Annotated in this window: 8 protein-coding genes; 4 read left to right on the forward strand and 4 right to left on the reverse strand. The window is 69.0% G+C overall.

The window, feature by feature from the left end; all coding sequences use genetic code 11:
* Positions 1-23 precede the first annotated feature (23 nt).
* A complete protein-coding gene (locus tag ACLNEE_RS03365) occupies positions 24-3,137 on the reverse strand; it encodes a DEAD/DEAH box helicase (protein WP_411421860.1) in 3,114 nt (1,037 codons plus the stop codon).
* A gap of 40 nt (positions 3,138-3,177) precedes the next feature.
* Positions 3,178-3,621, reverse strand: coding sequence for a hypothetical protein (locus tag ACLNEE_RS03370; protein ID WP_411421861.1), 444 nt, complete (start codon positions 3,619-3,621; stop codon positions 3,178-3,180).
* A gap of 111 nt (positions 3,622-3,732) precedes the next feature.
* On the opposite strand from ACLNEE_RS03370, the gene alaS reads away from it, so the two are divergent.
* From alaS to ACLNEE_RS03390, 4 genes are all read left to right on the forward strand, one after another.
* Positions 3,733-6,444, forward strand: coding sequence for an alanine--tRNA ligase (alaS, locus tag ACLNEE_RS03375; RefSeq protein ID WP_411421862.1), 2,712 nt, complete (start codon positions 3,733-3,735; stop codon positions 6,442-6,444).
* 47 nt (positions 6,445-6,491) lie between these two features.
* Positions 6,492-7,682 carry a hypothetical protein gene (locus ACLNEE_RS03380; RefSeq protein WP_411421863.1) on the forward strand — a complete coding sequence of 397 codons (1,191 nt, stop codon included), beginning with the start codon at positions 6,492-6,494 and terminating at the stop codon, positions 7,680-7,682.
* 67 nt (positions 7,683-7,749) lie between these two features.
* Positions 7,750-8,439 (forward strand): SIMPL domain-containing protein, encoded by a 690-nt coding sequence (locus ACLNEE_RS03385; RefSeq protein ID WP_411421864.1) that lies wholly within the window; start codon positions 7,750-7,752, stop codon positions 8,437-8,439.
* 217 nt (positions 8,440-8,656) lie between these two features.
* A complete protein-coding gene (locus ACLNEE_RS03390) occupies positions 8,657-9,019 on the forward strand; it encodes a DUF3307 domain-containing protein (RefSeq protein WP_412006764.1) in 363 nt (120 codons plus the stop codon).
* A gap of 210 nt (positions 9,020-9,229) precedes the next feature.
* Here the strand turns inward: ACLNEE_RS03390 and ACLNEE_RS03395 are convergent, their stop codons facing one another.
* The gene (locus tag ACLNEE_RS03395; protein WP_412006765.1) at positions 9,230-10,603 is read right to left on the reverse strand and encodes a cyclic nucleotide-binding domain-containing protein; all 1,374 of its coding nucleotides are present in this window, start codon (positions 10,601-10,603) and stop codon (positions 9,230-9,232) included.
* Between the two features lie 281 nt (positions 10,604-10,884).
* A complete protein-coding gene (speA, locus tag ACLNEE_RS03400) occupies positions 10,885-12,834 on the reverse strand; it encodes a biosynthetic arginine decarboxylase (protein WP_411421866.1) in 1,950 nt (649 codons plus the stop codon).
* Positions 12,835-12,926 lie beyond the last annotated feature (92 nt).

Genomic DNA, 12,926 nt, shown 5'->3' on the forward strand with positions numbered 1-12,926 from the left:
CGCCGGTCACTCAGTGCCATGGGTCAGTCCTCGAGGCTGACGAGGTCCTTGAGCTGGCCCACGTCCAGACCCCCGAGCCAGTCTTCGCCGGAGCCCACGATCTCCTCGGCCAGCCGGGACTTCTCCCGGATCATCCGGTCGATCTTCTCCTCCACCGAGCCGCTGGTGATGAACTTGTGCACCAGCACCCGGTTCTGCTGTCCGATCCGGTAGGCCCGGTCGGTCGCCTGGTTCTCCACCGCAGGGTTCCACCAGCGGTCGATGTGGAACACATGGCTGGCCCGGGTGAGGTTGAGGCCCACACCGCCGGCCTTGAGCGACAGCAGAAACAGCTGGGGGCCCCGGGGGTCCTCCTGAAACCGGTCGACCATCGCCTGGCGCTCGGTCTTGCTCGTGCTGCCGTACAGGAACGGGACTTCCTGGCGCCACTTGCGCGCCAGGTGGGCCTGGAGCAGCAGACCCCATTCGGCGAACTGGGTGAACAGCAGGGCCCTGTCGCCCGCCTCGATCACCTCTTCGAGGATCTCCTCGAGCCGCTGCACCTTCGCGCTGCGGGCGGTGAAGCCACTGGCGGCAGCGTCGCTGAGGGCCACGTCGGCACTTTCCCGGAGTGCCAGAGCCGGATGGTTGCAGATCTGCTTGAGCTTGGTGAGCAGCGCCAGCACCTGGCCGTGCTTCTGGCCCAGCGGGGCCCGGGCGATGGCCTCGAGGCTCTCGTCCACCGTGCGGGTGTAGAGCTTCCTCTGTTCAGGGGCCAGACCCACCCATTCACTCAGCTCCACCTTCTCGGGCAGGTCGGAGATGATCGACCGGTCGGTCTTCAGACGGCGCAGCAGGAAGGGGCCCACCCGGGCCTTCAGGTCGCGCAGGGACGCCATGTCCCCATAGCGCTCGATCGGCAGCCGGTAGCGCTGGTGGAAGAAGGTTTCATCACCCAGCACCTTGGGATTGAGGAAGTCCATCAGGGCCCACAGTTCGCTGACCCGGTTCTCCACCGGCGTGCCGGTGAGCGCGATCCGGAACCGGCTGTCGCGGCCGACCTGCGCTGGCCTGGCCAGGTCGCGTGCGGCCATGGACTGTTTGGCGTTGGGGTTCTTGATCGCCTGGGCCTCGTCGATCACCACCCCCTGCCAGTCGATGCTCTCGAGCAGTTCGCTGTCGCGCTGCAGCAGTCCGTAGCTGGTGAGCACCAGATCGACGCCCTTGAGGGCCTTGGTCAGGGCGGCTTCGGTGGTGGGTCGGCGGGGGCCGTAGTGCTCCCTCACCGTCAGCTCCGGCGTGAAGGCCGCCGCCTCCCGTTTCCAGTTGGTGAGCACCGAGGTGGGGGCCACCAGCAACACCGGTCGCTTGAGTTCCTCTTCGGCCTTGAGATGCTGGAGGAAGGCCAGCAACTGGATCGTCTTGCCCAGGCCCATGTCGTCGGCCAGGCAGGCACCCTGGTCGAAGCGGTGCAGGAAGGCCAGCCAGCCCAGGCCCCGTTCCTGGTAGGGCCTGAGCTGGCCCGCGAAGCCCGGCGGGGCCGGCAGGGGATCCGGGGCCTTCTGCTGGTGGTACTGCTCCAGCACGGCCTGCAGCCGCGGACCGCCCGTGAAGGCATGGACCGGAAGGCGGTGGAACGTGTCCCCGGCGGTGGCCGTGAGCCGCAGGGCGTCATCGAGACTCAGGCCGAGCTTGGCGGCGCAGAAGCGTTCGGCGTTGCGCAGATCGTTGGGCCGGAGCTCGATCCATGCCCCCTTGTGCTGGACCAGGGGGCTGCGCTTGGCCTCGAGCCGCTCCAGGTCGCGCAGGCTCAGGGTGACCCCGCCGATCATGAATTCCCAGGTCCACTCGAGGCTCTCGCCGAGGGTGAATCCCCGCGAACGGGCCGGCAGTTCCGCCGTGATGGCCAGGCCGAGGCGGCTGGCCAGTCCGCCGGAGAGGCTGGCGGGCAGGATCACGCCCACGCCCACGTCCCGCAGCTGGCTGGCCGCCGTGCGCACGAGCACAAAGGCTTCGGCGGGGGTGAGTTGCATCCCCTCCGGCGTGGCGGAATCGAGCCCCCGGGCGATCGGTTCGAACACGGTGATGGCCCGGCCCAGGCCCTCGAGCAGCAGTTCGCTGGGCTGGGCGACGGCCACCTCTCCGAGCTGGAGCCCCCGATCGCCGCTGGCCCAGGCGACCGCGGCCGGGACCTTCAGGCTGGGATCGGCCTCGGCCTGCAGGCTGAGCTTCATCTCCCACAGATCTTCGCCCTCCGCTGGCGTGAACAGCTCCAGGCAGGCCCGCGCCGGAGCGACCTTCCCGGCCACCCCTTCCCGCCAGTGGTGGGTGGCGATGGTGAGGCGTTCCAGCTCCTCCTCATCGAGGTTCAGGGTCCCATCGCCCTTGCCCAGCGCCTTCTGCCAGGCGGTGAGCAGCGGGTCGAGGGCGTCGTTGTCCGGTTTGAAGTCGACCCGCAGCTGCCCGTCGAGCAGGGCTTCCAGCAGGCTGGCCACCCGCAGGCGGCCACTGCCGGGACGGCGGCAGGCCAGGGCCGGATCGCCCATGGGCCCGGCGGCCAGGGCACAGGTGGCCACCTGGGGGAGGCCGATGGCGAGCTCTTCCAGCCGGCGGCGGTCGTCCTCACGGTTGAGCAGGGGGAGCCAGCGGGCCTTGCCGTCCTCGATCTGCGGGAGCCAGCGTCCCCGTGCGATCAGGCTGAGGGCCCAGCGCTGCAGGTGGGTCCACCAGCGCAGCTCATCGGCCATTTCGGGATGGTCGCCCGCCAGGGGGAGGAGGCTGAGCCATTCGGCGGCTCCGGCGGGATCGAGGGCCCAGCCCGAGACCTGCCAGGGCCACCACTCCAGCTGCTTGGGAATCGGTTCACCGGCCTGCAGGGGCAGGCCGCTCCAGGGGGCAGGCCCGGACTTGCGCCCCCGCGCGGCCTGGCGACGGCTCGGCAGGGTGAGGGTGGCCCGCGCCGGTCGCAGTGCCTCGGACCAGAGGTCGTTGTCGTCGAGCCACTGGGCCAGGGTGTCCTCGTCCAGGGCCAGGGGATGCTCCGGAGCCTCGTGGCCGGGCACGGTCGGCGTGGCCACGCGCCAGGTGTCCGCCCAGAGAAACAGCCGCCCACCGGCACCCTCCGGGGGAAACAGCCAGGTGGCGTGCAGCAGGCTCATGGGGCGGACAGGACCGCGACGGGGGATGGAGCGGTGGCCTCTAGGACCGGTTCAGCGGCGGAAAACGCCTTGCCAGGTGCTGCCCTCCGTGCAGCAGCACGGCTGCGCCGATCAGCGGCAGCCAGGCCCGCCCGAGCCCCATCATCACAGCCGGCGCAACCGCCAGCAGGCCCGACGCCAGGGGCTGATCCCCGGGCCAGGGGGCCAGGGGCGGAAGCCCCAGGCTGTGGATCCCGCACACGGCTCCCACCAGTCCGGCCTGCAGGTGGTTGTCGTCAGGATCGACCCGCTGGAGGTGGAAGGCCAGCAGTCCGTACAGCACCCCACAGCCTCCGGCCCGCAGGGCCGGCTCCAGCCCCAGGGGAAGGCCCAGCAGCAGCGCGGCGACCCCGGCCCCGAGGGCCCAGGCGATCGACCGCAAGCGCAGCTGGGCCCGGTAGCCGGGAGCCGGCACGGTGGGCTTCGGGGCAGACGGCGCGCTCAAGGAGGGGCGACGGGGAGAGGGCGGCAGGTGCGGGGAGCGGGGGGAGGTCCGGAGCCTGCACCGACCCGGTGCTGGGCGATCATGCCCTGCTGAGGGCTGAACTGGTTGACCATGGCCGCCACGACCGCGCGCACGTCCCATCGCGAGCGCTCCCATCCGCGTTCCGGTGCCGACATCCGGGCGGCGTTCCTCGACTTCTATCAACAGCGGGGTCACCGGCCCATGCCGAGCGCCTCGCTGGTGCCCGACGACCCCACGGTGCTGCTCACCATCGCCGGCATGCTGCCCTTCAAGCCGGTGTTCCTCGGCCAGGCGGAGCGGCCGGCGCCGCGGGCCACCAGCAGCCAGAAGTGCATCCGCACCAACGACATCGAGAACGTGGGACGCACGGCGCGTCACCACACCTTCTTCGAGATGCTGGGGAACTTCTCCTTCGGCGACTACTTCAAGGAGCAGGCGATCCAGTGGGCCTGGGAGCTGAGCACCGAGGTGTACGGCCTCTCGCCACAGAACCTGGTGGTGAGCGTCTTCCGGGAGGACGACGAAGCCGAGGCGATTTGGCGGGATCGGGTGGGGGTGAACCCGAAGCGGATCATCCGCATGGACGAGGCCGACAACTTCTGGGCCTCCGGCCCCACCGGCCCCTGCGGCCCCTGCTCGGAGATCTACTACGACTTCAAGCCCGAACTGGGGGATGACGGCATCGATCTGGAGGACGACAGCCGGTTCATCGAGTTCTACAACCTGGTGTTCATGCAGTACAACCGCGACGCGGAGGGCACCCTCACGCCGCTGGCGAACCGCAACATCGACACGGGCATGGGCCTCGAGCGCATGGCCCAGATCCTGCAGGGCGTGGCCAACAACTACGAAACCGATCTGATCTATCCCTTGATCGAAACGGCGGCCGCTCTGGCGGGGGTGGACTATCGCCTGCTGGACGAGAAGGGGCAAACGTCGCTCAAGGTGATCGGTGACCACAGCCGCGCCATCACCCAGCTGATCGGCGACGGCGTGACGGCCAGCAACCTCGGCCGCGGCTACATCCTGCGGCGGCTGCTGCGCCGTGTGGTGCGCCACGGCCGGCTGCTGGGCATCGACAGGCCCTTCCTGAAGGCGATGGGGGAGGCCTCGATCGCCCTGATGCGCCAGGCCTATCCCCAGCTCGACGAGCGCCGCGCCGTGATCCTGGCCGAGCTGGAGCGGGAGGAGGGCCGCTTCCTCGAAACCCTGGAGCGGGGCGAGAAGCTGCTGGCCGAGGTGCTGGCCACCAGCCCGAAGCAGATCAGTGGCGCCCAGGCCTTCGAGCTCTACGACACCTACGGTTTCCCCCTCGAACTCACCCAGGAGATCGCCGAGGAACACGGCCTCACGGTGGATCTGGAGGGCTTTGAGGCCGCCATGGAGGCCCAGCGCCAGCGGGCCAAGGCCGCGGCCGTGAGCATCGACCTCACCGTGCAGGGTGCCATCGATCAGGTGGCCGGGTCCCTGGAGGCCACCACTTTCCGGGGCTATGAGGCCCTGGAGCACCCCAGCTGCGTGCTGGCCCTGGTGGTGAACGGTGAGCCGGCGGAGCGCGCCGGGGCCGGCGATGCGGTGCAGGTGGTGCTGGACAGCACGCCCTTCTACGGCGAAGGCGGTGGCCAGGTGGGCGACCGGGGCGTGCTGCTCGGCGGCGGCGACCAGACGGCGGTGGATGCCGGGGTGATCGTGAGCATCGAGGCGGTGAGCCGCAACCGCAGCGTGTTCGTGCACAGCGGTCGGGTCGAGCGGGGCATGCTGGCCGTGGGGGATCTGGTGACGGCCCGGGTGGATGCCGCCTGCCGCCGCCGCGCCCAGGCGAACCACACCGCCACCCACCTGCTGCAGGCGGCCCTCAAGCAGGTGGTGGACCCGGGCATCGGCCAGGCCGGCTCGCTGGTGGATTTCGATCGCCTCCGCTTCGACTTCCACTGCCCCCGCGCGGTGACGCCGGAGGAGCTCCAGCGGATCGAGGCCCTGATCAATGGCTGGATCAGCGAGGCCCACCCTCTGGTGGTGGAGGAGATGGCGATCGAGCAGGCCAGGGCCGCCGGTGCCGTGGCGATGTTCGGCGAGAAGTACGCCGATGTGGTGCGGGTGGTGGATGTGCCGGGCGTGTCGATGGAGCTCTGCGGCGGCACCCATGTGACCAACACCGCCGAGATCGGGGTGTTCAAGATCGTGGCCGAGAGCGGCGTGGCCGCCGGCATCCGTCGCATCGAGGCGGTGGCCGGTCCCGCGGTGCTCGGCTACCTCAACGAGCGCGATGCGGTGGTGAAGCAGCTCGGCGAGCGCTTCAAGGCCCAGCCCGCCGAGATCGTCGAGCGGGTGGTGGGGTTGCAGGAGGAGCTCAAGGCCAGCCAGAAGGCCCTGGCGGCGGTCCGCCAGGAGCTGGCCCTGGCCCGCTCCGCAGCCCTGGTCGGTGGGGCGGAGGCCCTCGGCGCGGCCCCCGGCGGTCAGCCGTTCCAGCTGCTGGTGGCCCGTCTCGACGGGGTGGAGGGCGCCGGTCTGCAGACGGCAGCCCAGGGGCTGGCGGACCAGCTCGGCGATGGCGCCGCCGTGGTGCTGGGCGGCCTGCCGGACCCGGCCGATCGGGGCAAGGTGATCCTGGTGGCGGCCTTCGGCCAGGCGGTGATCGCCGCCGGCCTGAAGGCGGGCCCGTTCATCGGGGGAGTGGCCAAGGCCTGCGGCGGCGGCGGCGGCGGCCGGCCCAACCTCGCCCAGGCCGGAGGCCGCGACGGGGGAGCCCTCGAGACTGCGCTGGCCGAGGCCCGCCAGACATTGCGCGCGGCCCTGGCCTGATCCTCGCCCTTGCGGACCTAGCCTCGGTGCCCTGTCGGCGGCTCGTGATGGTTCGTCTGCTTCGTGGCTCCTGCGCTTCCCTGGCGGCCGGGGTCCTCGTTGGCACCATCGGGGCCTCCGCGGCGGGGGCCGCTCCCGCCCGCTATGAGATCCAGGCCTGGACCCTCTCGGGCCTGGGCGCAGCGGCCGCGGGGGGCGGGCTCTCGGGGGCCGCGATGATGCGCCTGCTGATGGGCGGTGAACCCTCGGCGGCCCGCAGCCTGCAGCTCACCCTGCGGGCCGACGGCTCTCCACCGGCCAATCCCCAGGCTGATCACAGCATCCCGGCCGGCCTCGGCCTGGGTGCGTCGCTGTCCCTGCTCACCCCCACCGCGTCGACCGGGCCATCGCCTGGAGCCCCCGGGTCGAAGGACGCGACGCTGCCCCAGGGCCGCCTGCTGGTGTTCCGGGGCTGCGCCGAGGGGAAGCCCAGCCTGGAGCCGGAGGTGCTCGACTTCGCCAGGCTGGTGCCCGACCAGCAGGCCATCGCCCGGGCTCTGGCCCGCAGCGGCAGTCTGCCGACGAACGCCGAGTCCGGACGATCCCGTACCGGCGTGGTGGGCCACTGGCCCCATGGCGCTTCCTCCCCGGCGATCCCCACGCAGGGTTCGCTGGTCGGTTCCCACCGGGTGACCAGCAACTACGCCCCTGAGATCGCCTTCGCGGTGGACCGGAACCATGACTTTCTGCCGGCCGTCCAGCTGCGGACCAGCCCAGCCGGAGAAGCCTGGCGCCTGAGCTGGCAGCCGATCCCCACCGTCCTCGGGTACCAGGCCCTGGTGACGGGGCCTGGCCGTCAGGAGGGGGATGTGGTGATCTGGACGTCCAGTGAGCGCTCCTGGAGCGAGAGCCCGATGCTCGGTGCCTTCAGCCTGGCGAGCGAGGATGGGGCCTCCCTGGTGCGCCAGGGTGTGCTGATGGCTCCGGATCGCACCAGCTGCACCGTCTCCGCGGCCGTCATGCAGCAGATGCAGGCCGGTGTCCTGCACTTCAGTGCCTTCGGCGCCCCCCTGCTTCTGGACGCGCCCGGGGTGAATCCCGCCTGGCAGGTGCATCTCGACCGTCAGGCGATGGTCATCCAGCCGCTGGTGGAGGGGCTGCCGTCATCCCCAGGGGAGGGAGGGGCCGACTCCGGGGAGTCCGACCCTCCCGGGGGTGGGGGCGGCAGCCCCTTCAACCTGTTCCGCGGATTCTTCTGATCCGGGCGCGGGCTGGCTGATCGCGCCCGGCTCGCCCAGGCTGGGGGGATTCACCCCTCCCGCTCCCATGCGCCGTTGTCTCCCCCTGCTGCTTCCATCGCTCATCCTCTGGCTGCCCATGGCCGCCGGCGCCCAGGTCCAGCTCCAGTGCAGCGGCACCGTGGTGGATGCCCGGGGGAACGCGGAGGTCAGGCGCACGGCCAGCCGCTTCCGCTTCTCCCTGGGCCTGGAGGCGGAGGGTGCCGCGGCCGATCCAGCTCTGGAGGAGCTGCAGCGGCGCCTGGCCGCGGTGCGTACCCGCCTCAAAGCCCTCGATGTTCAGAAGCTGGAGGTGGGCTCACCCAGCACATGGCAACGGGGGCGGCGGGGCCGCCAGCCCGAGGTCACGGTGGCGAGCCTTCAGGTGAGCGGCATGCTGGCCATGCCGCAGCTGCAGGCCCTGGTGCGGCAGGTGGGTGGCTTGCCGGGGGTGCGGCTCTCGCCGGTCCAGCCTGAGGCTGAGAGCTCCGGGGATGAGGCCATTCGCCGGAGATTGCTCAGGGAGGCCTACAAGGATGCGCTGGACCAGGGCCGCGAACTGGCTGCCGTGCTTGGACGGGACAGGGTCGTCCCGCTGCAGGTTCAGGTGGAGGGTGGCATGCGACCAACCCCCCTGCGGGCCATGGCCGCTGACGAGCAGGTTCCACCCTTTGACCCGCGGGAACTGCCCCAGCCCGTTGAGCGCCTCAGCCTGCAGGTCTGGTTCTGCGCCCAGTGACACTGACCCAGCCGCCCGCCGCGCTGGCATGGCTGCGCAGTTTTCACTTGGCACGTACCATGCCATCACAAGAGCCCTAGACCCTGGCATGGCGTATGTCCGGTGTGAGAGACCTCCGGCGGGGCTCCCTGGGAGTCCTTCTGGCAGCTTCTCGTCGCAAGACCTGAGCCCGAGTGTTCTGAAGGGTGGCTGAGGTGGCAGCGCCACCATCGATCTGATGCCCGACTTTCAGAATGGTCTGAATTTATTCCTGATGCTTTGCATGGGTCACTTCGTGGCCGATTTCGGGCTTCAGAGTGATCGGATGGCCACCGAGAAATGCCCTGGCCGGGATGTGGTTCTCGGTTGGCCATGGTGGCTTGTGTCCCATGCGGCCATTCATGGTTTCTTTGTGGCCTGGATCACCGGGATCCCGCTTGTGGGAGTCGCCGAGTGGCTTGTCCACATCCTGATTGACTACGCCAAGTGTCGGCACCTGTTCAGGATCTCGGTGGATCAGGCCTTGCACATTCTCTTCAAATTGATCTGGACTCTCGTCATCCTCAGTCTTGGTCTTGGCAACCGTGGTCTCGCTGGCTGAGAGCCGCGTCCCTGAGGCTCGTGCCTGAGCTGCGACCACCGGCCGTCTGGGCCCTTCTGCGGGCGTTCGTGCAGCCGGATTTCTGGGTCGTGGAGTCGCCACGACGGGATGAAGCTGTTCACGGCGTGTCTGATTTTTCGCTCAGTCGCCTGACCCAGGGTCCGCTCGCCAACCGCCTGGCGCGTGCCCGCGGGGTCGGCAACCGTTCGGTCACGACCCCAGAACCGAGGAGAAGAGTTGCTGCATCCGTGACAGGAGTTGGTTCTGTTGGACCTTCACCATCTCCTGCTCCAGACCCTTCAACTGGCCCTGACGGTTGGTCACCAAGCGGGCCAGCTCATCCATGAGCTGCGGATTCTCCTGGAGGATGGGGCGCAGGTGCCGTTGCTGCACCTCCAGCAGCAGGCATTCATCAATGGCGCGCACCGTCGCGCTTCTGGCGCTGTCTGTGAGCAGGGACATCTCACCGAAGATGTCACCGGGATCGAGCTGAGCCACCCGCACGGCAGGGGGTGAGCCGGTTTCCTTGAGGACTTCCACGCTGCCCTGCACAACCTGATACAGCGATTCCCCCGGATCACCCTCCCGCACGATGGTTTCGTGGCTGGCAAAGCGAAGGCAATGGGCTTCGGCAGCCAGGGTGCTCTGCTCGTCCTCGTTCAGCCCACCGAAGAGAGGATTTCGGCTCAGCAGCTTCCGACGTTCCTCCCAGCTCAGCCGGGTGGGGTGCCGCTGATCCAGGGACGCCCGTTTGGGTCGCAGCTCGCGCACCGGATAGGGGACGCTGGAGCCGTTGCGTTCCAGGGCGTACCAGATCTGTTCGAGCAGGTCACTGCGGAGGTCGAGCAGGGCTGCGAGGTTGCCCGGCGGCTGGAAGGCCAGCAGCTCATAGCTGATCGCACTGTCATCAAAGGATTTGACCCGCACACTTGGGGGCGGGTCGGCCAGCACCGAGGGATGCTGGTTCAGCACCCCGAGCAACAGGGCATGGGCCTGGGATGGCGGCAGGGCGTAGTCGAGGCCGACACTGAACCGGTTGCCCATGCAGCCGAAGGTGCCGTAATTCCTCAGCACCACCTCGGTGACCTTGGCATTGGGAATGACCACCAGTGCCCCTGAGATGTCCCTCAGACAGGTGTCCCGCCAGTTCATCGAAATGACAATTCCATTGGTCTCATCGCCGAGGTCAATGAAGTCGCCGACCTTGAAGATTTCGTTGAACTGAAGCTCCAGCCCCGCAAACAGATCCTTCAGAGGCTCCTGGGCCGCCAGGCCCAGCACAGCGGTCAGCACCGCCGAGGTGGTGACGAGACCGACGAGGTCAAATTGCGCCTCTTCCTTCAGCACCACAATGGTGACCAGCATCCCCCCAGCCAGCATCAGCAGCTGGATGACCAGATCGGGGGGCTGCTTTCTCCAGCCAAAAGCTGCGGGGAGCTGCAGCAAGGTCCATAGCGACAGCCGGATGCAGACAAAACTGATCAGCAGCTCGTCGATGGCATTCAGCGGCCTCAGCTGACTGCTCGCCAGCAGCTCCCGCGGCAGAATGGCCAGGAGCAGCCAGGTCAGGATGGTTGCCCCCATCAACTGGATGGGGAGTTTGGGCAACCTCAGCTGTCTGGTGATCCTCCGAAGCAGGGGCAGCAGCGCGAGCAGCCCCAGTGCCGTCAACCAGATCTGCAGTTGCGGCATCCTGCGATGGAAGGCGCTGGGTCGGGGGTGAAACGGACCATGGGGATCCTTGGCAGGCTGCGCTTTCCGGGCACCTCGCCAATGCTCCCAACATAGATCGCGCGGCGTGCCTGGGGCGCTCGGCGCGGCCGGCCCGTCGCCAGCGGGCCCGAGCGGTCAGCTGGCCAGATTGGTCAGCTGGCCAGATAGGTCGTCTGATCCAGGCTTGCCCTCAGGTGGGCCATCAGCCGCCGGGCGTCACTGATGGCGAGGTGACCCCGACCGATGGCCTCCTCGCTGGCCAGCCGCAGGCGCTCCAACAGCTGCTTGGGGTCGTGCTCCATCACCTCGAGCACCTCGGCGTTGGTGTCACCGCGGACAACGTGATCCACCACGTAGTTGCCGCCGGTGCCCAGACGGATGTGCACAGCGTTGGTGCTGCCGAAGAGGTTGTGCAGGTTGCCCATCACTTCCTGGTAGGCACCGGCCAGGAAGAGGCCGATCCAATAGGGCTCACCACTGCGGGGGGCATGCAGTTCCAGCAGGGATTTCTCCTGGCCCGTGCCGATGAAGCGCGCGATTTTGCCATCGGAATCGCAGGTGAGGTCGGCAAAGCTGCCCAGGCCCATGGGCCGTTCATCCAGGCGCTGGATCGGCAGCACGGGGAAGAGTTGATCGATCGCCCAGGTGTCCGGGGCTGAGCGGAAGACCGAGAGGTTGGCGTAGTAGGTGCTCGCCAGGGCAGCCTGCAGGGCCAGCAGGTCTTCCGGAATCGACGTGCCCTCGGGCAGTCCGGCGAGCCGGGCGGCGATCGCCTCGGCGCAGGCCCAGGTGAGTTGTTCGGCCTGGGCGCGCTCCGGCAGGCTCAGGTAGCCGAGCCGGAAGGCGGCGAGGGCGTCGTCCTTGAACTTGAGCGCATCGTTCCAGGCCTCCTGCAGGGTGTCGCAGCTGGCATGGCCGCCCGCCGCCGGGGCGGCGTTGATCGTGGCCAGGGTCTCCCGCAGGTTGCGGACCATCAGGGGTTCCTGGGGCTGTTCGGCCGGCACGGCACCAGGAGGCCGCGCCGTGCCCAGCACGTCGAACACCAGCACGGAGAAATGGCTGGCGATCGCCCGCCCGCTCTCGCTCACCAGGGTCGGCACGGCGATCCCATGGGCGGCACAGCACTCCCGCACCGTGGCGACCACATCGTTGGCGTAGTTCTGAAGGGAATAGTTCTTGGAGGCGGCGGTGGCGGTGCGGCTGCCGTCGTAGTCGACGCCCAGGCCGCCGCCCACATCCAGCAGGCCCATGGGAGCGCCGAGCTTGGTGAGCTCCACGTAGATCTGCCCGGCTTCCTGGAGGGCGTCCTTGAGGACGGCGATGTCGTTGATCTGGCTGCCGATGTGGAAGTGGAGCAGCCGCAGTTCGCCCAGCAGGCCGGCCTGCTCCAGGGCCTGCACCGTGGCCAGCAGGTCCGGCACCGCCAGGCCGAACTTGGCCCGCTCGCCCACCGAACTGCCCCAGCGCCCCGTGCTGCGGGTGGAGAGCTTGGCCCGTACACCGATCAGGGGAGCGCCGCCCAGCTCCTGGCTGGCGGCGATGATCCGCGCCACCTCGTCGGCCTGCTCGATCACCACCACCGGCTGGCGGCCGAGTCGGCGGGCCAGGATCGCCGTCTCGATGTAGCGGCGGTCCTTGTAGCCGTTGCAGATCAGCAGGGCCTCGGGGTCATCGACCAGGGAGAGGGCGATCAGCAGTTCGGCCTTGCTGCCGGCCTCCAGGCCGAAATGCCAGCGACGGCCGCTCTCCACCAGCTGTTCCACCACGTGGCGCTGCTGGTTGCACTTCACCGGGAACACCCCCTGGTACCGCCCGGCATAGCCGTACTGGGCGATGGCCCGCTCGAAGGCGGCATGCAGGCGTTCCAGACGGTCTTCGAGGATGTCGTCGAAGCGGATCAGCAGAGGCAGGGAGAGATCCCGGCCCTGGAGTTCCTGCACCAGGTCCACCAGGTCGAGGGAGCCGCCCCGGTCGCCCCGGGGCTGCACCATCACATGGCCGCGCCCGTTGACCGAGAAATAGGGATCGCCCCAGCGGTCAAGGCCGTAGAGGCTGGCGCCGTCTTCGGCGGTCCAGGTGCTGGGGGTGGTGGTGAGCACCATGGCCCTGCACCGTGCTTGCAATGGGGAGGAATGTAGGCAGCCCGCCCGTCGGTCGCTGTCTCACCCCGGGAATGGAGCGGGCCAGCAGCTTG

The sequence above is a fragment of the Aphanothece stagnina RSMan2012 genome (genome assembly GCF_046764815.1).
Lineage (GTDB): Bacteria > Cyanobacteriota > Cyanobacteriia > PCC-6307 > Cyanobiaceae > NIES-981.

Bases quoted from the DNA above. Each gene is read 5' to 3' on its own strand.
- ACLNEE_RS03390 (WP_412006764.1), top strand. From the start codon at position 8,657: ATGCCCGACTTTCAGAATGGTCTGAATTTATTCCTGATGCTTTGCATG.
- ACLNEE_RS03380 (WP_411421863.1), top strand. From the start codon at position 6,492: ATGGTTCGTCTGCTTCGTGGCTCCTGCGCTTCCCTGGCGGCCGGGGTC.
- alaS (WP_411421862.1), top strand. From the start codon at position 3,733: ATGGCCGCCACGACCGCGCGCACGTCCCATCGCGAGCGCTCCCATCCG.
- speA (WP_411421866.1), bottom strand. From the start codon at position 12,834: ATGGTGCTCACCACCACCCCCAGCACCTGGACCGCCGAAGACGGCGCC.
- ACLNEE_RS03385 (WP_411421864.1), top strand. From the start codon at position 7,750: ATGCGCCGTTGTCTCCCCCTGCTGCTTCCATCGCTCATCCTCTGGCTG.
- ACLNEE_RS03395 (WP_412006765.1), bottom strand. From the start codon at position 10,603: ATGGGGGCAACCATCCTGACCTGGCTGCTCCTGGCCATTCTGCCGCGG.
- ACLNEE_RS03365 (WP_411421860.1), bottom strand. From the start codon at position 3,137: ATGAGCCTGCTGCACGCCACCTGGCTGTTTCCCCCGGAGGGTGCCGGT.